The 24694-nt window shown below is 66.7% G+C and carries 27 protein-coding genes; 15 read left to right on the forward strand and 12 right to left on the reverse strand.

The features are described 5' to 3' along the window. The first annotated feature begins 7 nt into the window (after positions 1 to 7). Complete coding sequence (locus tag FGF80_RS15210; protein WP_006187236.1) at positions 8 to 373, forward strand: hypothetical protein; 366 nt, start codon at positions 8 to 10, stop codon at positions 371 to 373. Between the two features lie 71 nt (positions 374 to 444). On the opposite strand, the gene hmgA is transcribed toward FGF80_RS15210, so the two are convergent. Further along, entirely contained in the window at positions 445 to 1671 is a 1227-nt protein-coding gene (gene hmgA / locus FGF80_RS15215) for a hydroxymethylglutaryl-CoA reductase (NADPH) (RefSeq protein WP_006187235.1), read from the reverse strand. 82 nt (positions 1672 to 1753) lie between these two features. Beyond that, on the reverse strand, positions 1754 to 2143 hold the full coding sequence (locus tag FGF80_RS15220) for a hypothetical protein (protein WP_006187234.1): 390 nt from the start codon (positions 2141 to 2143) through the stop codon (positions 1754 to 1756). A 165-nt stretch (positions 2144 to 2308) separates the two neighbouring features. Here FGF80_RS15220 and FGF80_RS15225 point away from each other — a divergent pair, with 165 nt between their 5' ends. Together FGF80_RS15225 and FGF80_RS15230 are read left to right on the forward strand one after the other, a co-directional pair. After that, a complete protein-coding gene (locus FGF80_RS15225) occupies positions 2309 to 3937 on the forward strand; it encodes an amidohydrolase (RefSeq protein ID WP_138654957.1) in 1629 nt (542 codons plus the stop codon). A gap of 159 nt (positions 3938 to 4096) precedes the next feature. Further along, positions 4097 to 5080: an LLM class flavin-dependent oxidoreductase gene (locus tag FGF80_RS15230; protein WP_006187232.1), complete on the forward strand. Its 984-nt coding sequence runs from the start codon at positions 4097 to 4099 to the stop codon at positions 5078 to 5080. A gap of 135 nt (positions 5081 to 5215) precedes the next feature. Here the strand turns inward: FGF80_RS15230 and FGF80_RS15235 are convergent, their stop codons facing one another. Then, on the reverse strand, positions 5216 to 6115 hold the full coding sequence (locus FGF80_RS15235) for a glycosyltransferase family 2 protein (RefSeq protein ID WP_138654959.1): 900 nt from the start codon (positions 6113 to 6115) through the stop codon (positions 5216 to 5218). Positions 6116 to 6168: 53 nt separating this feature from the next. Further along, positions 6169 to 6876, reverse strand: a complete 708-nt coding sequence (locus FGF80_RS15240) for a class I SAM-dependent methyltransferase (RefSeq protein WP_006187230.1) — start codon at positions 6874 to 6876, stop codon at positions 6169 to 6171. Between the two features lie 222 nt (positions 6877 to 7098). Here FGF80_RS15240 and FGF80_RS15245 point away from each other — a divergent pair, with 222 nt between their 5' ends. The 3 genes from FGF80_RS15245 to FGF80_RS15255 all read left to right on the forward strand — a co-directional run bounded on the left by FGF80_RS15245 (position 7099) and on the right by FGF80_RS15255 (position 9060). Next, positions 7099 to 7380: a MarR family transcriptional regulator gene (locus FGF80_RS15245; RefSeq protein WP_006187229.1), complete on the forward strand. Its 282-nt coding sequence runs from the start codon at positions 7099 to 7101 to the stop codon at positions 7378 to 7380. A gap of 96 nt (positions 7381 to 7476) precedes the next feature. Further along, positions 7477 to 8319: an MBL fold metallo-hydrolase gene (locus tag FGF80_RS15250; RefSeq protein WP_138654961.1), complete on the forward strand. Its 843-nt coding sequence runs from the start codon at positions 7477 to 7479 to the stop codon at positions 8317 to 8319. A 30-nt stretch (positions 8320 to 8349) separates the two neighbouring features. Beyond that, positions 8350 to 9060: a YkgJ family cysteine cluster protein gene (locus tag FGF80_RS15255; protein ID WP_006187227.1), complete on the forward strand. Its 711-nt coding sequence runs from the start codon at positions 8350 to 8352 to the stop codon at positions 9058 to 9060. A gap of 172 nt (positions 9061 to 9232) precedes the next feature. Here the strand turns inward: FGF80_RS15255 and FGF80_RS15260 are convergent, their stop codons facing one another. Together FGF80_RS15260 and FGF80_RS15265 are read right to left on the reverse strand one after the other, a co-directional pair. After that, the gene (locus FGF80_RS15260) at positions 9233 to 9646 is read right to left on the reverse strand and encodes a TRAM domain-containing protein (RefSeq protein WP_006187226.1); all 414 of its coding nucleotides are present in this window, start codon (positions 9644 to 9646) and stop codon (positions 9233 to 9235) included. 100 nt (positions 9647 to 9746) lie between these two features. Further along, entirely contained in the window at positions 9747 to 11474 is a 1728-nt protein-coding gene (locus tag FGF80_RS15265) for a radical SAM protein (protein ID WP_138654963.1), read from the reverse strand. Positions 11475 to 11905: 431 nt separating this feature from the next. On the opposite strand from FGF80_RS15265, the gene FGF80_RS15270 reads away from it, so the two are divergent. The 3 genes from FGF80_RS15270 to FGF80_RS15275 all read left to right on the forward strand — a co-directional run bounded on the left by FGF80_RS15270 (position 11906) and on the right by FGF80_RS15275 (position 14205). Continuing rightward, positions 11906 to 13258, forward strand: coding sequence for a helix-turn-helix domain-containing protein (locus FGF80_RS15270; RefSeq protein ID WP_138654965.1), 1353 nt, complete (start codon positions 11906 to 11908; stop codon positions 13256 to 13258). 108 nt (positions 13259 to 13366) lie between these two features. Next, positions 13367 to 13525, forward strand: coding sequence for a DUF7559 family protein (locus FGF80_RS19310; protein ID WP_006187223.1), 159 nt, complete (start codon positions 13367 to 13369; stop codon positions 13523 to 13525). Between the two features lie 206 nt (positions 13526 to 13731). Beyond that, a complete protein-coding gene (locus FGF80_RS15275; RefSeq protein ID WP_006187222.1) occupies positions 13732 to 14205 on the forward strand; it encodes an Hsp20/alpha crystallin family protein in 474 nt (157 codons plus the stop codon). A gap of 1 nt (position 14206) precedes the next feature. On the opposite strand, the gene FGF80_RS15280 is transcribed toward FGF80_RS15275, so the two are convergent. Together FGF80_RS15280 and FGF80_RS15285 are read right to left on the reverse strand one after the other, a co-directional pair. After that, positions 14207 to 15391: an NAD(P)/FAD-dependent oxidoreductase gene (locus tag FGF80_RS15280; protein ID WP_138654967.1), complete on the reverse strand. Its 1185-nt coding sequence runs from the start codon at positions 15389 to 15391 to the stop codon at positions 14207 to 14209. 410 nt (positions 15392 to 15801) lie between these two features. Continuing rightward, positions 15802 to 16092 carry a DUF7521 family protein gene (locus FGF80_RS15285; protein ID WP_006187220.1) on the reverse strand — a complete coding sequence of 97 codons (291 nt, stop codon included), beginning with the start codon at positions 16090 to 16092 and terminating at the stop codon, positions 15802 to 15804. Between the two features lie 197 nt (positions 16093 to 16289). Between FGF80_RS15285 and FGF80_RS15290 the strand changes: the two genes are divergently transcribed. After that, complete coding sequence (locus FGF80_RS15290; protein WP_138654969.1) at positions 16290 to 16523, forward strand: CDGSH iron-sulfur domain-containing protein; 234 nt, start codon at positions 16290 to 16292, stop codon at positions 16521 to 16523. 21 nt (positions 16524 to 16544) lie between these two features. Here FGF80_RS15290 and FGF80_RS15295 read toward each other — a convergent pair whose 3' ends face one another. Genes FGF80_RS15295 through FGF80_RS15305 form a run of 3 tightly spaced genes read right to left on the reverse strand, consistent with a single transcriptional unit; the run spans position 16545 to position 20072 of the window. After that, positions 16545 to 18992, reverse strand: a complete 2448-nt coding sequence (locus FGF80_RS15295; RefSeq protein ID WP_138654971.1) for a heavy metal translocating P-type ATPase — start codon at positions 18990 to 18992, stop codon at positions 16545 to 16547. 1 nt (position 18993) lies between these two features. Next, positions 18994 to 19842 (reverse strand): sulfite exporter TauE/SafE family protein, encoded by an 849-nt coding sequence (locus tag FGF80_RS15300; protein WP_138654973.1) that lies wholly within the window; start codon positions 19840 to 19842, stop codon positions 18994 to 18996. A 14-nt stretch (positions 19843 to 19856) separates the two neighbouring features. Further along, entirely contained in the window at positions 19857 to 20072 is a 216-nt protein-coding gene (locus FGF80_RS15305; protein WP_006187216.1) for a hypothetical protein, read from the reverse strand. Positions 20073 to 20172: 100 nt separating this feature from the next. On the opposite strand from FGF80_RS15305, the gene FGF80_RS15310 reads away from it, so the two are divergent. From FGF80_RS15310 to FGF80_RS15325, 4 genes are read left to right on the forward strand one after another with little or no spacing between them, the layout of a single operon-like run. Continuing rightward, a complete protein-coding gene (locus tag FGF80_RS15310; protein ID WP_006187215.1) occupies positions 20173 to 20376 on the forward strand; it encodes a hypothetical protein in 204 nt (67 codons plus the stop codon). After that, positions 20373 to 21164, forward strand: a complete 792-nt coding sequence (locus tag FGF80_RS15315; RefSeq protein ID WP_006187214.1) for a cytochrome c oxidase subunit II — start codon at positions 20373 to 20375, stop codon at positions 21162 to 21164. The genes FGF80_RS15310 and FGF80_RS15315 overlap by 4 nt, the downstream gene beginning before the upstream one ends. Continuing rightward, the gene (locus tag FGF80_RS15320; RefSeq protein WP_138654975.1) at positions 21157 to 22902 is read left to right on the forward strand and encodes a b(o/a)3-type cytochrome-c oxidase subunit 1; all 1746 of its coding nucleotides are present in this window, start codon (positions 21157 to 21159) and stop codon (positions 22900 to 22902) included. The genes FGF80_RS15315 and FGF80_RS15320 overlap by 8 nt, the downstream gene beginning before the upstream one ends. After that, on the forward strand, positions 22903 to 23112 hold the full coding sequence (locus tag FGF80_RS15325) for a hypothetical protein (protein WP_006187212.1): 210 nt from the start codon (positions 22903 to 22905) through the stop codon (positions 23110 to 23112). 89 nt (positions 23113 to 23201) lie between these two features. On the opposite strand, the gene FGF80_RS15330 is transcribed toward FGF80_RS15325, so the two are convergent. Continuing rightward, on the reverse strand, positions 23202 to 23513 hold the full coding sequence (locus tag FGF80_RS15330; RefSeq protein ID WP_006187211.1) for a DUF7091 family protein: 312 nt from the start codon (positions 23511 to 23513) through the stop codon (positions 23202 to 23204). A 251-nt stretch (positions 23514 to 23764) separates the two neighbouring features. On the opposite strand from FGF80_RS15330, the gene FGF80_RS15335 reads away from it, so the two are divergent. After that, the gene (locus FGF80_RS15335) at positions 23765 to 24694 is read left to right on the forward strand and encodes a hypothetical protein (RefSeq protein WP_006187210.1); all 930 of its coding nucleotides are present in this window, start codon (positions 23765 to 23767) and stop codon (positions 24692 to 24694) included.

A 24694-nucleotide genomic window follows, 5' to 3' on the forward strand; every position in this document is an offset into this window, starting at 1 on the left:
GTAGGGTATGGCAGAAACCGTCGACCTCCAGGCACCTGTCGTCGGCGCGGGGCTGGTGGCCGCGATCGGGTTGCTCGTCTACGGACGAGTCGTCAGCGAGACCGTCGTCGGAATCGACGCCACCGTCGGGGCGACATGGGTTCTCGCGGCGACGTTCGCCGCTCTCGCCGCGGTCCACGCGAGCGTCGGGCAGTACGATCTCACGCTCGGACACGGGGGCGGTGCCGTCGGGTGGCTTCTCGTCTTGGTCGGATCGACGGGAGCCCACGTCGCGCTCGGACTGGTACTGCTCGTCCTGTCGGGTGGGTACATCGCGATCAGAACGAGGCGACGCCGCGACGACGGGTCCGGGGAGCCAACAGCGGAGTGCTGACCGGGTTCGGTCCCGCCTGACTGAGCGCACCCGAACTGCAATGCGCTGTCTGCGAGACAGAGTTGTCGACGCTACCGACCCAAATCCTCGTGAGCGCTCGCGAGGTGTCGCGAAGAGAGCGCGCCGAGCAGGGAGAGTTCGCCGGCGAGCGCGCCGACGGCGATGATCTCGGCGAGCGCGTCGGCGTTCGAGCCCGGCGGGTCGCCGCCGCCCCGGAGGCCGAGAATATCGAGTGCCTCGGCCTGGGTCGGAAGTTTCGTGCCGCCGCCGACGGTTCCGACCTCGAGCGAGGCCAGCGAGACGCTGGCGTAGAGGTCGGTGGTGCCGTCCTCGCGCTCGCGAGCGTCCATGGTCGTGATCGTGTTCGCCGCTTCGACGACCTGGGCCTCGTCCTGGCCGGTCGCGAGGAAGGCCGCGCCGACGACGTTGGCGGCGTGAGCGTTGAACCCCAGGCTTCCAGCTTTGGCGCTGCCGATCAGGTTCTTTCGCGTGTTGGCCTCGGCGATGGCGTCGGCGGTCGTGTGGAGGCGATCCTCGACGAGTTCGCCGGGGATCAGGGCATCGGCCGTCACGGAGCGTCCCCGCCCCTCGACGGCGTTGATGGCGGCCGGTTTCTTATCCGAACAGAGGTTCCCCGAGAGCGCGACGAGGGAGGCTGGCGTCTCGCTCTCGACGAGTTCGCAGGCCTCGCCGGTTGCGATCGTGGCCATGTTCATTCCCATCGCGTCCTTAGTGTCGTAGGCGAAGCGCAGGTAGACGGAGTCGCCGACGACGTAGGGCTCGATATCGAGCAGTTCGCCGTGGCTGGTCGTCGACTCGGCGGCCGCCCGGAGCGTCTCGAACTCGTCCTCGACCCACTCGACCGTCTCGGCGGCCTCCGCCACGCCTGCCACCCGAAAGACCGGCGCTCGAGTCATCCCGTTTTTCGTCACGCGCGCGTCCGCGCCGCCGGCCGACCGGATCACGCCGAGGCCGCGGTTGACCGACGCCAGCAGCGCGCCTTCGGTCGTCGCGAGCGGCAGGTAGTGCTCGCCGTCGGCCGCGCCGCCCGCGACGGGAACGGGACCCACGACGCCCATCGGCACCTGCGCCGCGCCGATCATGTTCTCGATGTTCGGATCCGCCTCTTCGGCGGGGAACGCGTAGTCGCCGATCGCCTCGAGTTCGGTTCCCGTCTCGCGTTCGACGAGCAACCGGCGTGCGTGGGCTGCGGTGTCGTAGTCGGCGTGCTCCTCGAGTTCGTGAATGCGAAGGTCGCCCTCGCGTACCCGCTCGGCGAGGTCCTCGGGGTCCGTCATGGATGGGCCAAGAGGGTGGTGGGTCCTAACAGTTGCTGATTGCCACGGGAAGCCCACGGTCACGGTGACGGCATTGCGTCGGTTACGGAACTCCCGTCACGGAGTCGTCGCTCGGCGTGCGATAGTCCGCCACCACCTCGTAACAGACGAGCGCGACGATCGAACCGGTTCCGAGTAGGGCGATCACCAGATGGCGACCCCCGTCCGCATCGGCGGCGAACACGATCGCGAGCGTCGCCGTCGCGACCGCAGCGAACCGGACCCTGCTCCGGAACCGAGCCTCGGTGTCGTCGGTGGCCGCGAGGTACAATTGCGGCACCGCCACGGCGACGCCGGCGAACAGGAGGAACGCGAGGAGCGGTCGGTCCCAGATCGCGACTCCGAACTGGCGCTCCACGGCGATCGATCCGGCGAGTGACAGGACGACCAGAAGCAACGAGCCGAAGATGACGCGGCCTTCGCGATCGATCATACGGGCCGGTCAACTGACGGCCAAGTCAACCTTGCGCTCGAGCGGGGGCCGTAAGCCCGTCGTACGCGCTCGAGTGGGCTGTTTGGCGAACCCTACTGCTCCCGACGGGCGCGCGACCCGTGCGAGGACGGAACTGTTTTGTCGCTCGCCCGCCGGCACTTTCGCATGACTGCGGCCGCTGATCGCCTGCTGGTCGACGCGGAGGTCCACACGCTCACCGAGCCCGATACCGTCGCCGACGCAGTCGCGATCCGCGACGGCGAGATCGTCCGTCTCGGGAGACCGTCCGAGGTCACGTTCCTCGCGGGCGTCGAAACCGACGTGATCGACTGCGGCGGGCGGGTCGTCCTCCCGGGATTCATCGACGCGCACACGCACATGGAGCAACTGGGGCAACACCTCGTCCACGCCGATCTCTCGGACGCCGATGGTCCCGACGAGTGTGTGCGCCTGCTCCGCGAGCAGGCCGCGCGTGACCCGGCCCGCGAGTGGATTCTCGGATTCGGCTACGACGAAAGCGAGTGGACCGACGCACGGTCGACGCCGCTGACACGGGCGGCCCTCGACCGCGTCAGCGAGGATCGGCCGGTCGTCGCGATGCGGGTCGATCTACACACCGCCTCGCTGAACACGGTCGCGCTCGAGCGCCTCGCCGACGACCTGCCCGCCTCCGACCTCCGGACCGAGGGCGGCGAGCCGACCGGGGTCGCCGTCGAGGACGCCGCCGAGGCGGTCAGGACGGGGCTCACGGCCGACCGCGAGGAGATGCGGACAGTGCTCACGGCCGCGACGGAGTACGCGGTCGAACGCGGCGTCACCGGCGTCCACGACAAGGTTCGGGGTTCGGTCGCCCCGCGGACCTACCGCGAGATGGCCGCCGACGGCGACCTTCCCCTGCGCGTCCGGATCGACTACTGGAGCGACCACCTCGAGGCGCTCGTCGACGTCGGCGTCGGGACGAACGACGGCGGCGAACGGGTCCGGACCGGGGCGATCAAATCCTTCTCGGACGGGAGTTTCGGGAGTCGGACGGCGAGGCTTCGGGAGCCGTACGCGGACGCAGACGGAGACCGGGACGCTACAGACGATGCCAGTCGTGATACAGACGATGCCAGTCGTGAAGACGAGACGCCCGCACCCGACGGCGATCGCGGGCAGTGGGTCGTCGACCCCGACGCGCTTTCCACCCTCGTCGACCGCGCCGACGGCGAAGGGTATCAGGTCTGTGTCCACGCCATCGGCGACGAAGCGATCGCGGAGACGCTGTCGATCCTCGAGTCGACCGCTGATCCCGGCGGCTCGCGCCACCGGATCGAGCACGCGGAGCTGGCGACCGACGACCACCTCGAGCGCATGGCCGAGACGGGGATCGTCGCCTCGATGCAGCCGAACTTCCACCGCTGGGCCGCCGAGGGCGGGCTCTACGACCGGTGTCTCGGCACGGAGCGACGCGAGCGGACGAACCGGTTCCGCCGGGTGCTCGATGCGGGTGTCCCCCTCGCGTTCGGCTCGGACTGCATGCCATTGGACCCGCTGTTGGGAGTCCACCACGCAGTGAACGCGCCGACGGACCGACAGCGGCTCTCGGTCACCGAGGCGCTGCGAGCGTACACGCGGGGTGCAGCCGTCGCCGGCTTCGACGACGACCGACTCGGGACGGTCGAATCCGGCAAGCGCGCCGATCTGGTCGTGCTCGAGGCGTCGCCGTGGGAGCGTTCGGATCGGATCGACGAGATCGACGTCGCGATGACGCTCGTCGACGGCGAGGTCGTCTTCGACGGTCGCGGGGCATGAGAGGAGCACAGATGTCACCGACGGGGATTCGGACCACCCACGGGACGGACGCCGAACACGAGTGACGGGGCGGGAGGGCCGTTCGTAGCCGGTAATCGGCCGGAGTGCGCGACCCGACCGAGGCGTCGATTTTTGTCACTGGAGCACAACGGGAGGCGCATGGACGTTGGACTCATGGTCACGGCCTTCGGCGACGTGGACCTCGCGGACGTCGCCGTCCGCGCCGAATCGCAGGGGTACGACGCGGTCTGGGTCGGCGAGCTCTGGGGTGCCAGCGGCGTCGTCCAGGCCACCGAAATGGCCTGTCGGACCGAGGAGATCGAAATCGGGACCGCGATCCTGAACGTCTACTCCCGATCGCCGGCCGTCCTCGCGATGACGGCGGCCTCGCTCGAGGACGCGTCCGACGGGCGGTTCACGCTCGGCCTCGGCACGAGCACGGCCGCGGCGGTCGAGGACCTCCACGGGATGGCGTTCGACCGGCCGGTACGGCGCGCTCACGAGACGATCGAACTGCTGCGCGCGTTCACCGCGGGGACCGGCGAGCCGGTCGACTACGACGGCGAACTGCTCGAGGCAGCGGCGTTCCCGTCGATCGAGAGCTCGGTCCCGATCTACCACGCCGGACTCGGGCCGGCGAATCGCCGCGTCGTCGGCCGGCTTTGTGACGGCTGGATCCCGCACAATATCCCGTTTTCGCGGCTCGAGGACGCGTTCGAAGAGGTCGCGACGGCCGCGCGGGAACGCGACCGCGATCCGGGCGACATCACGATCGCGCCCTACGTGCCCGCGGCGGTCAGTGCGGACCCGACCGAGGCCCGTGACACGCTGCGGCGACACGTCGCGTACTACGTCGGGAGCGGCGAGGGGTATCGCAGAGCGGTCGCGACCGAGTTCCCGGACGAGGCGGACCGGATCGCCGAGGCGTGGCGCGACGGCGAGCGGAGCGCGGCCGTAAGCGCCGTCACCGACGAGATGGTCGCTGATCTCGGCGTCGCCGGACCGCCCGCCGAGGCCCGCGATCGGCTCCGGACGCTCGTCGCCGAGACCGGAATCGATCACCCGATCGTCGTGGTTCCGGAACCGGCCTCGAACGCGGTCGCGGAGACGACGATCGACGCGCTCGCGCCGGATCGGTTGTAGCGGAAGCGTCGGTGACGGCGGGCCGACCGACATCGCGAGTCCGCCCCTCACGGGGATCGATCGGGAGCGGCTGGCTGGTGGCCTGTGAGAAGAGACACCGCGCGTCCGGTCGGGCTCCGACATCGAACCGCAGGATTAGCGTCGGTCGTAAACCCGGACCGCTCGGTCGTGACGCTTCGAGAGCCCGTTCGGGTTGCGCTGACTCGAGCGATCGATATACCGGGCACGAACGCCGTCCCAGAGCCCGCGCGTAATGTTCGTCACGACATCGGTGCCGTCCGAGACCCACCCCGTCGGCGTGGCCTCGCCGGAGACCAGCCGGCGAACGCCGCTGCCGCCGTCACACAGTGCGCTCCCGACGGCTCGAGCGAGGACGGTCGGTCGCGGCCCGTAATTCTTCGCGAGCCGGTAGGACAGCGACCGGTAGGTCGTCCCCCAGTCGGGGTCGGCCCGGCCGCCGTCCGTCCCGATCTCACACCGGACGGCCATCGTCGCGGACCACGATACGTCGTGGCCGAGGCCGGCCACGCGGTGGGCGCAATCGCGCTCGCTCCCGTCCTCGAGATACTCGTCGAACCCGTCCAAGGACTCGAGAACGGAGCGCTCGAACGCGACGTTGTCGCCGTGAAAGAGGGTGACGGGCTGCCCCGCGACCCGCCGCGGTGACTGGAGATCGGTCCCGACGGGGCCGCCGGTGACGGGGCCGGTGACGACGGCCGTTTCGTCGGCCAGCGACTCGTCGATGGCGGAATACCAGCTGTGGTCGATGGCGTACTCACCGTCGAGGAAGGCGATGACGTCCCCCGTCGCGAGTTCGAAGCCGGCGTTGCGGGAGACGCCGGGGTTCCGTTCGGAGATTTCGACCAGGACGTCGACATCGTCGCGCTCTCGGACGACGCCGGTCGTCCCGTCCGAAGAGGGGCCGTTGACGACGATGACCTCCGTCGACGACGGCGTCCGCGCCGCGAGGGCGTCGAGACACGACAGCAATCGCTCCCGGTCGTTGAGCGTCGAGACGACTACCGAGAGCTTCATACTGCCCGATAGGGGTCCCTGATAGTAAATAGATGGGATTTCACTCGGTTCGATCAGCGAACGCGTGCGTTCCAGTACGACACCGACGCGAAGTGGTCGGTGACCGGGAGTTCGCCGACCGCCTTGTCGAGTGCGCGAAGCGGGGACGCGAGGCCGTTGGGGATCGACCGATACAGGCCGTACGGGAGGAGGAAGTCGTCCTCGACATCGACGAGGGTGAGATCGGTCTTCGCGAGGAGGACCGCGACCTCGCTCGTCGAGTAGAGTCGCGACCCCATCGGAAGCGCCCAGTTGTAGACGCTGCGCGTCGAAAACCGATTGAACGTATCGAAGACGATCTGATCGCGAGAGACCCGTCGCATTTCCTCCAAGAACGCCTTGGGATCGTCCGCGAGATGGAAGAACCGCATCGCGACCACGGTATCGAAGTGATCGTCCGGAAACGGCAGCCGCCCGGCGTCACCGCGGAGGAACTCGATCGTCCCCGCGAGGTCGGCGTTTTTCGCCTTCCGGCGTCCCTGCTGTAACATCGCTGCCGAGATATCGAGTCCGACGACGTCGGCCCCCTGATGGGCCAGCATGACGGTAAATCGCCCGGTACCACAGGCGATTTCGAGGACCTTCCGGTCCTCGACCGGCATGATGGCCTCAAGGACGGCCTCCTTCTCCCGGCGGTCGATCAGTTGGCCACCCTGGGAGAACCGCTTGTCGTCGTATTCCTCGGCGATGTCGTCGGCTTGGTACCACTCCTGTCCTTTCACACTGGGCGAATCTACTGTTGCGATGGGATAAAACGATACTGGAGTCCGCCGACCAGGGCGGCCGGTTCGTCGCCCGCCGTCGCCGCGTTCACGGACCGATCGACACCGGAAACGCGCCGAAATATTAGTGTGTTAATACAGTACTCTATGCCTTATACAAACTGCATTGTTCGTATCCACATATAGGGAAGGTTTACCACTGACGATTCCGCTGACGTAGGTATGAGCACGAGTACAGCCGAGAACCGTGGCGCTGCCGCCGAGGAAACCCTTTCCGAGGACGAGTACCGCGACCGCCTCCGTGATCTCCCACCGAGTGCCAAACTCGTCGCGAAAGTCCTCGAGACCGAGTCGCCGCTCTCGCAGGGCCAACTCGCCGAGGAATCGCTGCTTCCCGACCGCACCGTTCGCTACGCGCTCAACCGACTCGAGGACGTCGGACTCGTCGGCTCGAGGTACAGTTTCCGAGACGCCCGCAAGCAAGTCTACTTCCTCAACCACTGATTCGCCCGGTGCGGGTCGCTACCACGTGGGGGAGGTGGAGTCGCACACCGGCCGTCCGTCGATACGCCTTTTTCCGCTCGGTCGCACCGTCCGGACATGGATGTCACTCGGTGGTCCGTCCCGGTTGCGACGCGCGCGCCGACCGGCGAGACCAACGCCTACCTGCTTCGGGAGCCGACGGGCTCGTCGCCGAACGACGACCGGGATGGTCGCGAATCCGACCCCGAATCGGCCATCCTCGTCGATCCGGCAGCCCGAACCGATGCCCTCGACCGCGCGGTCCGGGAGCGAGCCGTCGACCACGTCCTCGTCACCCACACCCATCCCGATCACGTCGGTGCCGTCGACGCCTACGCGGCCGAGACCGGTGCGACCGTCTGGGCGCGTGACGGGCGCGTCGATCGGTTTCGAGACGCGACGGGTCTGGCCCCCGATCGGACGTTCGCACCGGGGACGACGATCCCACTCGGCGACGAGCACGTTCGACTCCTCGACGCCCCGGGCCACGCGCCGGATCACATCGCGATCGCGGCCGGCCGCACCGGCCCGATCCTGTGTGGCGACTGTGCCGTCCGCGAGGGGAGCGTCGTCGTCGGCGCACCCGAAGGCGACATGCGCGCGTACGTGACGACGCTGCGTCGGCTCTGGGCGATGGACCCGCCCGTACTATATCCGGGCCACGGTCCCGAAATCGACGCCCCTCGAGCGACCCTCGAACGACTGCTCTCCCACCGGGCCGACCGCGAACAACGGGTGCTCGAGGCCGTCACCGACGGTGCCGAGACGATCGGCGAAATCCTCGACGGAGCGTACGAGAAGGATCTCTCCGGCGTGCGCGACCTCGCGCGGGCGACGGTCCGCGCCCACCTCGAGAAACTCGCCGTCGAAGGTCGTATCGCGTGGGACGGCGACCGGGCGACCCCGCCCGAGGGCGACTGACTTTTCCGCGTCGGCCCCCTCCCCCCGAGCGTGCAATCGCTCGACGCCGAACTCGAGGACGCCCGCCAACTGTCCGTTGCCGACCTCGCGGACGCGATCGAATCGATCGGCTTCGAGTGTACTCGCTGTGGAGCCTGCTGCAAGGCCGACGCCGAGGACGATCACACGGCGACCGTCTTTCCCGACGAAGTGCGCGCGCTCGAGGAAAGCAAGCAGGACGACGACTACGACTGGCGTGACATCGCTCGGCCCATGCCATACGGGCTCTCGGCGGGTGACGACGGACTCGAGGGCGAGACCTTCGAGTGGGCACTGCAGACTGACGGCTGTGGCGACTGTACCTTTTACGAGGAAGACGAGGCGGGGACGGGAGCTTGTACCGCTCACGACGACCGCCCGTTGATCTGTCGGACCTACCCGTTCAGTATCGCACTCGACGGCACCAGCCAACCGATGGGCGAGGCCGTCGACAGCGTTGCGCTGGACGCGGAACACGACGCCGGCGACGAGGACGGCGTCCTCCGCGCCCACGAGTGTGACGGGCTCGGCCGCGATATCTCCCGGGACGACGCCGAGGCACTGGCTCGAGCGCTGAAGGAACGAGCCGTGCGGGAACTCGAGGAGGCCATCGCCGTCAGAGACGAGTACGCGCCCGCCGACCCCAGCCCCGGCGAGATCGTCGTCCACGATTCCGAAGGAGCAAAGCGGGTCGACGGGACGCCGCTCGAGGAAACTGAGTGAGGGGTACAACTGACGACATCGATCACGCTGTCGGAGTAGCAGTTCGGCAGCTACTGCTCGGAAGGGCAGAGGTAACTGAGATCGCCGGGCGGAGACGGTGCTCGTACCCGCCCCTTCTCGTCACGGGTTTGCGCGAGGTCGGCGTCGCCGACCCGGACGCAAAAAGGCCGCGCTAGAACGTATCTTCGATGATATCGCCGACAGCGAAGTTCGATTTGACCTCGGTGACCTCGATCTTGACGCGCTCGCCGACGTCGGCCCCGGGAACGATGATGACGTAGCCGCGCTCGACGCGGGCGATCCCGTCACCCTGCTTGCCGATGTCTTCGATCTCGACGTAGCGCGTTTCGCCGGAGTCGACCGGCGGCTGTGGCTCGGACGGAGCGCTCTGTGGCGCGGTCGCCGCCGAACCGTCGTCGTCGCTCGTCTCTTCGTCTTCGCGCGAGATGAGCGCAACGCGATAGACCTCGCCCGGGTCGATATCGCCGGTCTCGACCTCCTGACGTGGTACTTCGATGACGTAACGATCCTCCTCTTCCGAAACGTCCGTACTGAACAGACACAGCAGCTTTTCAGATATTTCCACAGGCAGACCCTCGATTTCACCTCAGATCCGCCTCCATAATAGAACTACCGACACCGTGTCGTCGGTTGGCAGGCGACGCGGTTCGACCGGACTACGAGGTTCAGTCCGCGGACTCGAGCGATCGGGTCGTAACGAACTGGGAGAGATCGAACGCCGTCCCGAGATCGGCATCGGCGATCGACTCGTAGGGACGGTTGACGACGATGTCGCCGGCGGTGCTGTCGCCGATGCCGGGGATGGCGGTGAGTTCGTTCATCGAAGCCGCGTTGAGATCGAGCGGGTAGGGGACGCCGGTTACCGAACGGTAGCCGTGGTCGACGACCGCGACGTCGATCGTCCGGCCCAGTTCGCGTTCGCCCGGCACCCCGACGAGCAGCGGGTAGGTCCCGAGCTGGCGGCCGAAGGTCGTGCCGTCCTGATGGTATTCGAGGTGGACGTCCGGCAGGACGGTTCCCGGCGGCGCGACTCGTTCGAGCATCGGGTTATCGATCTCCTCGCGGACCCGCTTTTTGTAGCGTTTGAACAGCTGTTTGTGGTCGTGTGCGATCTCGGCTCCCGTATCGCTCATGTCGGTCCCGTCGAAGGCCATCACTTGCCGGATGTTGATCCGACGGAGCATGTAGCCCTCGTCGTACACCCGCTGGAGGAACGCACGGTTGCGTTCGTAGGTCTCCTCGCGCTCGCCCTTGAGCCCGTGCAGGAGGTTGATCCCGGGGAGGAGCTTGGGGAGTCGGCGCGGCGCGCCGTCGCCGAACGTGGGCGCGTCTGCGGGGTCCTCCCCGGGCCGCCACCCGGCCGCCTCGTTGACGATCCTGACCGCCTCGAAACACTCCTCGGCGGTGACGTTCAGGTTGTTCTCCTCCTGGACGACGGGATCGGCCGACTCGAGGCCGAACGCAGCCGTGTCGCCGGGCGTGTTGTGCTCGGCGATGATCCGAATCCCCTCCCGGCTCTTCTCGGGCCAGTTCACGATCGTGATGGGATTCATGTTGTCCAGGTGGAGCGTCTCGAGGTCGGGCGCGACCTCGCGGATGCCGCTGTAGAGTTGGCGCACGGCGTCGGGGTTAGGAGCCTCGCCGTCGCCGCCGTAGGCGAGGATATCGGCCTGTCGACCGATCCGGAAGTGTTTGACGCCGTAGTCAGAGAGGGCATCGACCTCGCCGACGACCGTCGGCGGCGGCCGGAACTCGGGGTTGCCGTACAGCGGTTCCGTACAGAACGAACAGCGATACGCACAGCCCCGCGAGGTCTCGAGTTCGCAGATGAGGTGTGCCGGATGATTCGGATGCTGTTCGACGATGAACGCACCCTGCTGGGCCCACCGCGACACTTCGTCGAGGTCGCGCATTCGGTTGTTGAATCCCTCGAGACCGCTGTCGACGAGGTCGTGGACGGCGGCCTCGACGTCACCTTTGGCGACGAAATCGAAATCGAGGTCCTGACGCTCGGTTTCGGTCGCGCCGGCGTTTTCGTCGCCGACGCCGAACTTGACCGGCCCGCCCATCAGGCTCGTCCCGGTGGCGGTCCAGGCCAGTTTGCGGACCTCGTCGGGTTCGGCCGGGGTGCCGCCGACGTACTTGCCGGGAACGGTCATCCCGCCCAGGTAAATCATGAGATCGGCCTCATCGACATCCCGCCAGTAGTCGGGCTGGTCGCGAAGCCTGTCGATCGTGTGATACGTGATCTGATCGCGCGGAACGCCCGCGTCGACGAGCGCGCCGGCCGCGTATCGGGGGTACGTCGAGATGTACGGCGGCACCCCGAAGTGTGCGGGCTCGTCGACATAGCCGTCGACGATCGTCACCGACAGCGTCTCGGGGTCAGTCATGGCTCTCGATAGCGCCTCAAGCGATAAAACGGTGACTACACGCCGTCGGTCCGCCTCGAGCGGTCGATCGGCGGTCGTCGATCGCGCTAAGTGCGGTCGTGAGTCCGTGGCACTGCCCACGCGGCGCTGCGCGCGTCAGGGGGTGGCCACGCCCGTCACCGACCGACATCGTCCGGTTGCAGTAGTTTAATGCATCGGGAGTGGATTGTATCTAACAACCGAAGTGGTCGAAACGGACGGGACGGCAGTCCGTGGACAGGCGAGCGGTGCGTCCGCCCGTCTCCGCTCCCCCGATGGTACCGCCCGCTGATCCGTCCCCTCCACAGTGAGCCGTGCCGCCGGGCCACCGGCCAGTTTCACGACCGGAGACCCGTCGTTCAGACGGCACGCTCACGAACCGCGGACGACCCACGGACGGACCCTCGAGTATGATGACCAGAAGAACAGCGCTCCGATCGATACTCCGCGCGAGTACCGTCGCGGTCCTCCTCGCGACAACGCTCACTGCGGGAGCAACGGCAACCGTCGGCCTCGAGACCGGAAAGGCGCTAAACCGCATGGACGACATCCGTTCGCCACTCGCGATCCAAGACACCCCGGACGTGTCCGATCCTTCCGACGCCTCCGATCCCCCTGATTCCGCCGACAGTCCCGACGAGTCCGATACCTCTGATTCCGCCGACAGTCCCGACGAGTCCGACACCTCTGATTCCGCCGACAGTCCAGACGAGTCCGATACCTCAGATTCTTCCGACAGTCCAGACGAGTCCGATACCTCAGATTCCGCCGACGCCTCCGATTCCCCTGATTCCGCTGACAGTCCCGACGAATCCGATCCTTCCGACGCCTCCGATTCCCCTGATTCCACCGACAGTCTCGATGGTTCTGACAACTCCGACGATACAAGCAACGGAGATGGTCTCCGCGGGTCGGATGACTCCAATACCGCCGGCGGTTCGAACGTCTCCGACGATGCTAGCGACTTGAACAACACGACTGACCTCCCGTCCGATAGCAGCGGAACCGACCCCGCGTTCGGCGAGAGGAGTGACCCCGTCACGACGGTGACGGGACCCAGCGAAACGAACGCCGACGAGGGTGACGAGTCGACGCCGGAGACATCGCCGAGTCGGGGCGACGCGGCTAGGACTGCGCTTGCGACCCTGCTCACGGCAACCGCTGTCAACGCCTCGGCGGTCGGACGCACGCCACTCGTCGTCGGACGGTCGTCGCTCGGCGGAACGGCTCGGCTAGCACGGCTGTCCCTCGAGCGGGCCAGTACCGACGACTGGTGGCGATATCTCGGGTCGCTGTTCCGATACAGCCGGTTCGACGACTCCGATCCGCTCGCACACGAGTCCCGGGCGGAAATCTATCGAGTGGTCGGAGACGATCCCGGGATCTCCCTCTCCGAACTCGCGGCCGCGACCGACGCATCGCTGTCGACGGTTCGGCACCACCTCCGCATTCTCGAGGAGGAGACGCTGCTTCGTTCGGAGAAGGTCCAGGGTAAGCGGTGTTACTATCGGACCGACGCGACAGACGAAGTCGACATCGCGCTCCGGACCGCACTCGAGAAGCCGGCGACCCGACGGATACTCGAAGTGCTGGCCGAGCGCGGGCCGGCACAGACGACGACGCTCGCGGACGAACTCGATCGGGACCCGAGCACGATAAGCCACCATCTCACGTCGCTGGCGGACGCTGGACTGGTCGTCAGGGATCGCGAGGGACCGGCGGTCATCAATCGGCTTGCATCGGATGTCGAATTGCCGTCCGAGTGACCGCAACCGAAAGCCGCAAACGGTCCCGAGCCTCCACAAACGGGCGCACTGCCTGCAGTCACCGGGGGTGAAGCCAATGTTGATTAGTTCGGCCCGCCAAGGGCCGATATGCCTCCGACGGAAGAGATCGTCTGTACCGCTTCGGACTGTTTTCTCGATATCTTCGAGAACCACTACACCTACGACGTTCCCGACGACTTCGACGTCTCGGACCTGTCGTGTCCGGTCTGTGGCGGGACCGACTGCCTCGAGCGGGTCGAACTCTGAGCGGTGTTCGCCCGGTCCCCCATCCCGACGAGCACGACCCGAGTCCAGGCACCCTCGTCAGACCTTTCTTTTGATCCCGACGAAAGAGATATCAACGCAGCTGCCGTAGCCGTCCGTACGGCCATGTCTGCCATGAACTCCCAGACCTTTCTCTCGGTCCCCGCGGCCGCCGTCAGCGCCGTCCACACCACCCGAGGTGAGCCTCCGTGAGCCTCAAAGAACTCGGGAAATCCGTCGGAAACATGCTCTACCGACAGATCGGTCGCGCGAACGGTCGCGTCCAGAGTCACCGATCGCTTCCCGTCGACATCCTCGAGAACGACACCTCGTATCGCGTCGTCTTCGACGCGCCCGGAGCCGAACCGGACGACGTGCAGGTCCGCTACCTCGACGGACACGTCAAGATTCGCATCGACCGGTTCCGGCAGTTCCACGAGGGGTACGAGAGACGGTTCCCCGGTCGCGGAATGTCGCTGAACGGTGAAGCGGAACTCCCGCCCGACGCGGTCGTCGATCCGGACGCCGGCACGGCGCGACTCAGCGAAACGGGAACGTTGCGCGTCGAACTGCCGAAGGGATCATCGGTCGGAAGTACCGCGGAGAGCGGCGAGTCGGAGGCCGAAACGGACCGCGAACGGGATTCGGATACCGAAACGGAACCGGTCGCCATCGACGACTGACTCAGTCCCGATCGAGCGTCATTCCCTCGACGACATCGAACGTCTCGTCGCCGTCGAATCGGGTCGGGTCGAAAGCGTCGATTCCCGACCCGCCGAGTATTTCTTCCGCGATCCGCTCGCCGATCGCCGGCGCACGCATGAAGCCGTGGCCCTGGAACCCGGTCGCGACGTAGAGCCCGTCCGCAAGCGCTCCGACCAGCGGGTCCCGATCCGGCGTCGCCGTACAGAGTCCGGCCCACGCCCGCTCGAGGTCGCTGTCTGCAACGGTCGGAACGCGGTGTGTGATCCGCTCGCTGAGATCGGCCGCGAACGTCGGGTCGGCACTGCGATCGTACGCGTCGGGATCGGCCTCGCGTTCCTCGGTGCCGTCGCCCGCGAGGAAGCCGTCGGGGTGGGGCCGCAGGTAGAAGTCGCCGGTCGCATCGTAACACATCGGCTCCGCGAAGTCACCGTCGGCGACGAGCGCCTGCACGCGGTAGGGTTTCATTGCGATGGAGAGCCCCGCGTCCGCGAGCAGTGCTTTCGTTCGGGCCCCGGCGGCCACCAGGACGGCGTCGGCCTCGTGGACTGCGCCGTCCGGACGGACGACGCGGGGAGGGTCGGCCCGTACCTCGACCGGCGTGTCGGTCTCGAGGGTTGCGCCGGCACCGGTGGCCGCAGCCGCGAGGCAGGCCGTATACCGGGCCGGGTCGGTGTAGCCCGCCCCGCCGGCGACCCCCGCAACTGCGATGTCGTCCGTCCGCAGGGCGGCAAAGCGCTCCCCGAGCGCATCACCGTCCATTTCGAAGGCGACGACGTCGTTGTCCTGCATGCGACGCACCTGCTCGCGGATCGCATCGGCCCTGTCCGCGTCGTTCTCGCGAGCGAGCCAGACGTAGGGACACTCGACGAACGGGAAGGTGTCATCGCCCGAGAAGGCACGGAACCGTTCGAGCGCGTCGTTCGCGATGGCGGCGTCGAGTCCGTCAGCGAAGGCGTCGTAGCAGATTCCCGCCGCTCGCCCGCTCGCATCGCTCGCGACGGATCCGCGGTCGTAGAGGGTCACGTCCGCACCCTCGCTCGCGAGGTCGTAGGCCGCAGTCGCGCCGACGGCCCCCGCGCCGACGACGGCGACCTCGAGACCCGCGCCTCGGTCCGCGAACGCGTCCGCGCCGACGGCCAGTTCGGGATCGTCGGACCCGCTCATGACGGATCACTCGGGAACGTGGAACGGAACGAACGACTCGAGCCGCGACCGTCGGCTGCCGTTGCGCAGTCGAAATCGGCTTGCATAGCCCCTACTCGAGTCGGGACGTACTTACCTCTGGGTGATCGGCGCAGGAGGTCGTCACCGTCGGTCGAGTCGGACGGGCCGGGACTTCGATGGGACGAGTCGTCGCGGACGGGAGGAAGGGGGGGGGGTACGACGGCAGGTCGAACTCCATGGGCCAGTGCCGTCTCTCCTGCCGTGCCGCGGTTGTTTCATAGCATCACACATACCAGTATTCCCAAAAGAATTTGGTGAGTTCGCTGTTCGGGCTGGACGCTCCGCTAAGGGTTGGCAGCGAGTGCGCCAGGACGAGACGGGCACCGTCCGTTCGATGGATCGAACGCAGTTCAGGTGACGTAAAGCGAACGGGCGATAACGAGGAAGCCGGCCAGGACGAGCAGACTCTCGAGCAGGATACCGGTCATCAGCGGGACGTCGAGGATTTCGTACAGCATTCCGGCGAGGACCAGCCCGAGCGTGACGAGGCCGAACCCAAGCGAGAGATAGCCAAGCGCCGGCTGTCGGGTTCGTCGGTAGGCCTTGTACGCGAAGAACGTGATAACGCCGCCGACGAGGAGGACGAGCGTCTTGACGACCGCGAGCGCGAGCGCAGTCGGCATTGCCGCGGCGGAGGACATACTGTTCTCGTTTCGATATCCGAGACCGGTAGTAAGAACCTTGCCGTTCCCGAAAGGCGTGTGATATGGCAGCAGGACTCGTGACCGGATCGCACCGCGGACGGCCAAACCGACCGCTCGCCAGCGAAACGGCCACGACGGTCCCGTGCTCGAGACCGTCGAATCACTTTTGGCGTGAGCGGGCGGAAAAGCGTTCGATGACACGACTCGTCGAACTCGAGGAGACCGGCCCACGGAAACTCGAGCCGTCGGACCTCGACGATGAAAAGGGCGATATCGCTGTCTGTCAGTGCGGGCTTTCGGAGTCGTTTCCGTTCTGCGACGGCAGCCATCGACGGACGCGCGACGAGAACGACGGGACGACCTACGTCTATGAGGACGGGGAGCGCCGGGCGGTCGAGCAGGTCCTAACGGCCGACGACGACGCATAAGCGCTCCGTCGTCGGTCCGGTCTAGATCGATCGCGCCGAGTTACAGACGACGAGCGCGCTGCTCGCTGCCATCGCGACGGCGGCGAACAGCGGGTTCAGCAGCCCGGCGACCGCGAGCGGAATCGCGACCGCGTTGTAGGCGAACGCCCAGCCGAGGTTCTGTCGGATCCGTCGATGCGTCCGCGTCGCGACGGTGAACGTCTCGGCGACGGCCTCGAGATCGTCGTCGACGATCACCGCGTCGGCCGCGTCGGTCGCGAGTTTCGTCCCGCCGCCCATCGCGATCCCCACATCGGCGGCGGCCAACGCGGGCGCGTCGTTGCTCCCGTCGCCGACCATCGCGACCGTCCCGCGTCCCCGGAGCCGATCGACGGTTTCGGCCTTCGCTTCCGGCGGGACGCCGGCGAAGACCTCGTCGACGCCGTCCAACTCGCGGAGCCCCGCCGCCGCCGGCCCCTCGTCGCCGGTGAGGACGACGACCTCACGACCCGCGGCGACCGCCTCGAGCGCGTCGTCCAGTTCCGCACGCGGCGAGTCGCCGACGGCGATCACACCGCGGACCCGGCCATCCCAGCCGACGGCGACGGGCACGTGGCCGACTTCGCGAGCGTCGGTGACGCGCGACGCGAGCACATCGGGGATGTCTAGGCCGCGCTCGCGGAGGAACTCGGGATGGCCGACCGTGATGTGCTCGCCCTCGACACGCCCGGCGACGCCGCGGTCCGCCCGCTCGAACGCCGCGACCGCGTCCCCGGCAGTGGCGTCGCCGGTCGCGGCGTTCGGTGCGGCGTCGGCGACGGCGGCGGCGATCGGGTGTTCGGAAAGCGCCTCGAGCGTCCCGGCGCGCCGGAGCAGGTCGTCCGGCGCGATCGAGTCGGCGGTGTGGACCCGTTCGACTGTCATCGTGCCGGTCGTGAGCGTGCCCGTCTTATCGAGGACGACGACATCGACGGCCGGAGCGTCCTCGAAGATCGTCTCCGTGGCGACGACGATGCCGCGCTCGGCGGCGGCTTGAACGCCCGCGGCGATTGCGAGCGGCGTCGCGAGCCCGAGCGCGCACGGGCAGGAGACGATCACGACGGTAAGCCCGAGCAACAACGCCTCCGACGGGCTCGAGCCGGTCGCGAGCGAGATGACCGCCGCACCGACGGCGAGGACGACGACCAGCGGGACGAAGATCGTCGCGAGTTTATCCGCGAGCCGCTGGACGCCCGGCCGGGCGCTCTGAATCGACCAGAGCAGGGAAACGAGTCGATCGAGCGTGCTTTCGGCCTCGTCGCCGACCGTGAGGACGATCGGCGCGTCCGTGACCACCGTCCCGCCGCGGACGAAATCCCCTGGCGCTTTTTCGACGGGCAGGGACTCGCCGGTCACCAGCGACTCGTCGATCGCGGCGGTTCCAGACGCGATCTCGCCGTCCAGTGGTACACGCTCGCCCGGCCGGACGAGAAGACGGTCGCCGGGCTCGACGGCCTCGAGCGGCACCGTCTCGCCGCTCTCGAGGCGAGCGTCGTCGACCTGGCGTTCGGTCAGTTCGGAGAGGAGGCCGGTCGCGCGGCGCTTGACCGTCTGCTCGTAACGGGTGCCCGCGGTGACGACGAGGACGATCGCGACGGTGACGTCGAAGTAGAGGTGGGTCCGTCCGAGCAGCGTCGCGACCGCGCTAAAGGTGTACGACCCCACCGCGGCCGTCGCGACGAGCAGGTCCATGTTCGGCCGGCCCGCGCGGAGACTGACGTACGCTCCGCGAAGGATGGGATAGCCGGTGTAAAAGAGGATGAACGAGGTGAACACCCAGATATTCGACGCCAGAAAGGAGCCGGCGTAACCGCCGAAGTCGGCGACCGGTTCGTAGCCGAAGTAGGTGGGATAGAGGAAGAGGACGTACCACACCATGACCATCATCCCGAAGAAGCCACCCAGCAAGAGCGGGGCGAGCCCGTCGTCGGGGTCCGTCTCCGCGCCCGCGGCCGCTCGGTCGGACGCGGTGTAGCCGTGGCCGGAGACCAGTTCCGGCAGTTCGTCGGCCGAAATCCGATCGGGATCGTAGACGAGCCGGATCGTATCCGTCGCGTAGCTGGCCGTCGCCCCGAGGACGCCCTCCGTTCGCTCCGCGGTCGTCTCGAGGAAGGCCTCGCAGGTCGAACAATGCATGCCGTCGACGGCGAGGAAGGCGTCTTCCCCGTCGAGATCGTCGAGTCCGCCCTCGTCTTGCGACTCGTCCAGGCGCGATTTGACGGCCGACTCGTCGGGCGCGTCGTCGGCCCGGTCGAGCGTTCGGGAGACCTCGAGACAGCCCCGACAACAGAACGTGCCGTCACCGTCCGGCCCGGTAAGCGGGTCAGCGGGGGTCGGAAGGCCACAGAGGTCACAGGTCGCAGTGTCGCTGGCCGGCCGCGTCGAACGCGCGCTCGAGGGGCCGGCTTCCGGTGCGGACGGGTCCGTTGACGGTCGTGATTCGTACCCCATGTTAGAACGGTTGTGCAAACGGGAGCGGCGGATGTGGGAGGTGGATGCCGTACAGCATGAGTCCGTGCGAGAGCGGGATGTAGCCGAGGAGAACGAACGCCGCGCCCAGCCCGCGGTGAAGCCGAACGCGTGTGTCCGCCTGGATCGTGGTCAACAGGGTGCCGTAGAGGAACAGCGTCGGAATCGTTCCCACCCCGAGCGCCGCCAAGGACAGTGCCCCCCGCGCTGGCGACCCCAGTGCGAACGCATAGAGGTAGGCCGGATAGATAATCGGACAGGGCATCAGTCCGTGGACCGCCCCGAGCCCGACGATCCCCGGCGACGTGGCGAGCCGATCGATCCGGCTCGAGAGCAGCCCCGACAGCCGTCGGAACAGCGAGCCGAGGACCGGCAGATCGTGACCGGGAACGGCTGTTTTCCCCCGGAGGTAGTACAGGCCGCTCCCGACAATTGCGATGCCGACGAGAATGCCGGTCGCGCCCCTGACGGAATCGCCGATGGCTGCGACGGCCTCGCTCGAGGCGATCGTCACCGCCCCCAGAAGCCCGAACAGACCGCCGATGGCCGCGTAGCTCGCCGTTCGGCCGAGGTTGAACAACGCGTGCTGGCGCACCTCGAAGGCGGTCAACGTGTCGTCGCGACGCGTGTCGCTCGCGGACCCGATCCGGTCCGCGTAGGTCGTCACCAGCGGGCCACACATTCCCAGACAGTGTGCGCCCGCGAGGAGTCCGACGACGACGAGAACGAGCAGGTCGACGTGCTCGGCACCCGAGCGCAGGGAGACGGCGCTCTCGAGGGGGATCGCAAGCGGAGGCGAGACCGGGTCCGACAGGAGCGACCCTGAAAGCATGAGAAGGACGGGGCTCAGCTTGCGGTACCGCTTGCGTCACCGGCGTGGTCGTGCCCGTGTCCACCGTCGACCGGCGACATGGCGATATACAGCGAGCTGAAGATGATGACGAGGTTGACAGTAGTAACGCCGCTGGCGAACAGCGAGTGGGTCACCCCGTAGACGATCACCGGGATGAACGCGAGTAATCCCGTAGTCGCCGCCTGTCGCGGCGTGGCGGTCTCGAACATATCCGTCAATGAGTTCGTAGACGAGTTAAAACCACGAGACGTTCCCACGGAGTGGGAAGCACGGCCGGTGGTAAGTCATCCCCCTCACCTACCACTCCGTATGGCTTCAGCAACGGAACAGAGCGAGACCGATCAGGTTCGGGAGATCGGTCACGAGGAGTACGATCCGATCGGGACGGCGATCCTGATCGGGATCTACTTCCTGATACTGGTACTGCTGTGGCTATTCATGTACTTCGTCGAGTTCCTCGGCAACGGGCCGACCGTCGTCGGGGCGCTTCTGACGGTGGTGGGACTGGCATGAATATCCACACCTACGAAAAGGCCTGGCTGGTCGCAGCCATGGTATTGATCGTCGGGTTTATCGCGACGATTACCTACGGGGCGGTCGGCCCCGGAATCGCGATGATCGACGACGACGCCGGATCGATCGATCCCAACGAGATCTCCGATCACGAGCGGTTCGGCGAGACCGGCGTCGAACACCTCGGCGGGAACGAGTACGAAGTCAACGTCGTCGCCCAGGCGTGGTCGTACTCGCCGAGCGAGATCGAGGTGCCGGCCGGCAGCGAAGTGACGTTCTACGTGACGAGTCGCGACGTGACCCACAGCTTCACCGTGGTCGGAACGAACGTCAACACGATGGTCGTTCCCGGTCAGATATCGGAGATGACCGTCCAATTCGACGAGCCGGGCGAGTACGGCATCCTCTGTAACGAGTACTGCGGGGAAGGCCACCACACGATGGAAGGCCTGCTGACCGTCGTCCCCGAGGACGAGTTCGATCTGACCGAACTCTCGACCGACGCGCCACGCGAAGTCGAGGCAGGCAACGAGACGACGATCAACGCCACCGTGAGCAACGGGATGCAGGACGGACTCGAGACGACCGCGACCCTCGAGATCGGTGAGCAGCAGTACGAACGGGACGTGACCATCGACGGCGAAGGCAGCGCGGAGCTCACGTTCGACGTCGATACTGACGCGCTCGGAGAGGGCGAGCACGACTGGACGCTCACGGTCGACGACCACGAGGAAAGCGGGACGCTTTCGGTCGTCAGCGGGACGGATGGAGGTGACACGAATGAGTAGCACTGCGAGTCGGACCTATCTCGATCAGTTCCCGGCAGAGGCGAAGGTAATCAAGGCGGCCTTCTGGAGCTCGTTCATGGCGCTGGCGATCGGCGGCCTGCTCGGGCTCGTACAGGCGCTCCACCGGACGGACGTCCTCCGGTTCATCGATCCGGCGGACTACTACACCGTCCTCACCGCCCACGGCGTACTGCTGGCGATCACCTTCACGATTTTCTTCCTCGTAGGGATCTTTACCTGGGCAGTGACGACGAGTCTCGATCGCGGCGTCGTCGATATCCGCTTTACCTGGGCCTGGTACATCATGATGGTCGTCGGAACGATACTGGTCGGCGTCTCGATCCTCGGCGGGGTCGTCGACGCGATTCCGACGTACGCCGACGTTCTCTTTACGTTCTACGCGCCGTTGCAGGCCCATCCCGCGTTCTACGTGGGACTGGTGCTGTTCGTCGTCGGCTCGTGGCTCGCCGGTGCTGACTGGTTCCGGACCTGGTGGGCCTGGCGGAAAGAGAACCCCGACGAGCGGATTCCGCTGCCGACGTTCATGGCGCTGACGACGACGCTGTTCTGGTATCTCTGTACGCTCGGCGTCGCGCTGTCGATTCTCGTCTTCCTCCTGCCGTGGTCGCTGGGGATCGTCGACTCCGTCAACCCGCTGTTGACCAGAACGCTGTTCTGGTACTTCGGTCACGCCGTCGTCTACTTCTGGCTGATGCCGGCGTACATGATGTGGTATATCATGCTGCCGAAACTCTCCGGCGGCAAGCTGTTCAGCGACCCGCTTGCGCGCGTGGTCTTCGTCCTCTTCCTGCTGCTGTCGACGCCGGTCGGGATCCACCACCAGTATCTGGATCCCGGCATCGCGGAGGGGTACAAGTTCATCGCGATGACGAACACGATGTTCCTGCTGTTGCCCAGCCTGCTGACGGCCTTTACCGTCGTTGCCAGCATGGAACACGGCGCACGACAGCGCGGGGGGACGGGCTATCTCGGCTGGCTCAAGGCCCTCCCGTGGCGCGACCCGGTGTTTACCGGGATGGCGCTTGCGGGCCTGATGTTCGCCGCCGCCGGCTTCTCGGGCATGATCAACGCTGGGATGAACATCAACTACCTCGTCCACAACTCCTGGTGGGTCGTCGGTCACTTCCACCTCACCGTCGGGACCGCCGTCGCCCTGACGTTCATGGCGGCCGCCTACTGGTTCATCCCACAGGTTACCGGCAAGGAGCTGTGGAGTCGCCAGCTCGCACTCGGGCAGGTCCTCCTCTGGTTCGTCGGCATGACGTTCATGTCGAACGCGATGCACCGTTCCGGGCTGTTCGGGATGCCACGCCGAACCGCCGAACCGCAGTACCAGGGCTTCAACTTCGAACCGGCCGTCGGGACCGTCGGCGAGATCAACGCCCAGGTGGCACTCGGCGCAGTGCTCCTGACCGTCGCGCTGGCCATGTTCCTGCTGAACATGGTCCTCACCTCGTTCAACGACGATAGCGACTCGCTGCCCGCAAACACCTACGCCGGCACGCTCTCGGGTCCCGAAGATTCGCCGGCCGTCCTCGACAATCTCAAGCTCTGGACCGCGATCGCCGTCGTGCTCGTGATCGTCGGCTACACGCTGCCGCTCGCGAGTATCGTCGACTCCGGCGGCCTGTTCGGTCCCGATATCAGTGGCTTCCAACTCGCCATCGAAACCGATCCCGCACTCGTTCTCGAGTCGGTCCGCGAGGTGATGCCGTAGATGCGCATCTCGAAGGGCGCACTGCTGGTCGTCATCGCCGTCCTCGTCCCGTTCGTGGTCGAGTTCCGGACGGCGCTCTCGTGGTTCGGGATCGAACTCTCGGTTCTCGAGTCGCTCGTCCTCGGTGGCGCGGTCGTCCTCGCGATCGTGCTCTGGGCGGTGTGGCCCCCGAACGGAAACGCCGAAGCCGAGCTATCGGGCCCGAACTAAGCCACGGAATCGATTTTTGAAGGGTGCGACGGTGGGCGACCACGTCGCGGACGCGCTGGAGCAGTTCGGCGACGACGGGTCGAGCCGGGTTACCAGGTTTCGATCCGGCCGGCCCGGACGTCCTCCGCACACCCTTCGCAGTCGGGGTGGTCCGCCTCGTAACAGGCCGGTCGATACTCCGCGTCGAGCTTCGCCGCCCGCTGTTCGGCGTAGCGCCGACAGACGATCTTTGCCCGGCCCGCATCGTCGGCCGGCAACCCGCGAGCGTTCTTCGCGACCTCGTAGGAGTCCCGGGCCTCCCCGAGTTGCTCGTCGGTCGATTTCCGGAACTCCTCGAACTGCTCGCCCGCCTCCTGAAGCGTCGAGCGGAGGAACCGCTCGAGCTGACGCCGATCCGGCATTGGCACACCGTTCGACCGCAGGACACATAGGCCCGTCGGCGGTGGGTGACGATCGACACGACGGCCGGCGGGAGCGACCAGATCAGCCGGATGACAGCGACACCGGACGACATACTGAACACGACCCCTCGACGCCGTCTGGCGGTTTCTTTCGCCGACGTTCACTTTCGCTCCGGTGGCGGTACTTTAAATACTATCGGGCGCGAACGGGCGTATGCCTCCCAGTGAAACCAAAGAGGAGGCGAGACACAATGAGCGACGTACGACAACACGCGGACGACATCCACGAGCAGTTTTCGGACCACCTCGACGTCGACGTCGAGGACGTCGAAGAGCGCCTGACCACGCTCGTCGACGAGTACAAAGTGCCGATGGACGAGGCACGGCGAAGCGTCACCAACCACTATCTCGAGGAGGCCGGTCTCGAGCGTGAGGACATCTCGAGCGGCGACAGCGAGGCGGTCACCATCGAGGACGTCGACGAACCCGAGGAGTGGATCGACCTCACCGCGAAGGTCATCGAACTCTGGGACCCCCGCAGCGACTCGGTCGCACAGGTCGGCCTGCTGGGCGATCCGACGGGGACGATCAAGTTCACCAAGTGGGCCAAATCGGAACTGCCCGCGCTCGAGGAAGGGGGCGTCTACGAACTTCGCAACGTCGTCACCGACGAGTATCAGGGCCGATACTCGGTCAAACTCAACTCGACGACGGTAATCGAGGAACTCGACGAGGACCTCGAGGTCGGTAACGACACCAGCGAAATCGAGGGGGCACTGGTCGACATGCAAAGCGGCAGCGGGCTAATCAAGCGCTGTCCGGAGGAGGACTGTACCCGCGTCCTCCAGAACGGGCGCTGTAACGAACACGGGGAGGGCGACGGCGAGTTCGACCTCCGCATCAAGGCCGTCGTCGACGACGGTATCGACGCCCACGAGGTCATCTTCGACAAGGACGCGACCGAGGACCTGACGGGACTGAGCCTCGAAGAGGCCAAGGACATGGCGATGGACGCGCTCGATACGACCGTCGTCGCCGACGAGATCAGAGCGGATATCGTCGGCACCTACTACCGCATCGAGGGGCCCACCTTCGGCCGGTACGTCCTGGCCGACGACGTCGAGGAACTCGACGGGCCGGCGGATGCCGAGGAACTGCTGATCAAAGCGAGGTCGATGTAA

Origin of the sequence: Natrinema pallidum (assembly GCF_005890195.1) — an archaeon.
GTDB lineage: Archaea > Halobacteriota > Halobacteria > Halobacteriales > Natrialbaceae > Natrinema > Natrinema pallidum.